The organism is Polaribacter sp. (assembly GCF_965656025.1).
Taxonomy (GTDB): domain Bacteria; phylum Bacteroidota; class Bacteroidia; order Flavobacteriales; family Flavobacteriaceae; genus Polaribacter.
Genome location: NZ_CBFHJT010000004.1, coordinates 1 through 1,328, shown reverse-complemented (window position 1 = coordinate 1,328; position 1,328 = coordinate 1). Strand labels below are relative to the sequence as shown.

At 26.0% G+C, this 1,328-nt stretch carries 2 protein-coding genes; one reads left to right on the top strand and one right to left on the bottom strand.

Going from position 1 to position 1,328, the window contains the following annotated elements; translation table 11 throughout:
- On the bottom strand, window positions 1-865 hold an 865-nt coding region (locus ACTG3S_RS01230; protein WP_439127556.1), incomplete at its 3' end, for a glycosyltransferase family 4 protein.
- A gap of 72 nt (window positions 866-937) precedes the next feature.
- Here ACTG3S_RS01230 and ACTG3S_RS01225 point away from each other — a divergent pair.
- The coding region (locus ACTG3S_RS01225) for an HAD family hydrolase (RefSeq protein ID WP_439127555.1) at window positions 938-1,328 on the top strand (391 nt) is incomplete at its 3' end.

Genomic DNA, 1,328 nt, shown 5'->3' with positions numbered 1-1,328 from the left:
TTTCGTAATTACTAAAAGAAATACATAGGGTTGCTTTTTGTAAATAATTTACCAACTCTTTTTGACTTACGTGATTTATAAAATGAATTTTAGCTTTTTTAAAATTCAAATTATGTATAAATTCTTTGTATTGATGGCCATTATTACCAATAAAATGCCATTCAAAATAAGAAAGTTCTTCTTCTAAAAGTTTTGCTACACGTAACATCCCTTTGATATTTTTATGAGCGTCTTTTAAACTCGAAACATGAACAATTTTTAGAATACCATCTTCTTTTTTCCTTGGGAAAAATAAACTAGTATCTACAACATTTGGTACCGTTTTATAAGTACCTTCAAAACCCGAATCTTTTAAATGATTTTCTAAAAAATCACTAACAGGGCAAATAAAAGCAGCATTTTTTACTACGTTTTTAGCAATGATTTTTTTAAAATAACTAAGATTATTATTTGCTGATTTTAAATATGCTGTGTGATGTTCTGAAACTATATAAGGTTTATTGTATTTTTTTGAGGTATGTTTTGCTAAAAGTCCAAAAGGATGTATTTCGTTTAAATGAATTACATCAAAAAAACCAATTTTATTAAGTATTTGTTGATAGGCTTTCCAAAAACATTTTAGCTTAGAAAGTGTGTTTTTTTGAGGTTGTATATACCCAATATGCGTGGTTATGTTTTTTTCTTCTTTGGTAATTATTTCTATTTTTTCGGTGCAATTTTTATCAGTAATTAAATGTATTACAGAAACTTTATGCTGTATAGCAACTGTTTGCGCATGTCTCTCTATAAAATCTCCATTTGTTGGTAAAACCCTAGAAGGATACCAACCACAAATAAACAATACATGAAGTTTTTTGTCAATCAACCTAAAATATATTTATAACAAATATAACAACTTAATTTGCGAATTATTATTTATAATTTTTACATTTAGCAAATGAAAATAGAACATGTATTCTTTGATTTAGACCATACTTTATGGGATTTTGAAAAAAACTCTGAATTAACTTTCCATAAAATCTTTGCGAGCAATAATATAAAATTAAAAATAGACCATTTTTTAGAAGTTTACAAACCTCTAAATTTAAAATTCTGGAAGCTCTACAGAGAAGAAAAAGTATCTAAGGAAGAATTAAGGTATGCGAGACTAAAAAACACATTTGATGCTGTAAATTATTCGGTTTCTGACGCTTTAATTGATAAAATGGCTATAGAGTATATAGATAATTTATCTACTTTTAATCATCTTTTTGATGGCACATTTGAGCTATTAGATTATTTAAAAGAAAAATATACTTTACATATTATCACCAATGGTTTCCAAGAAA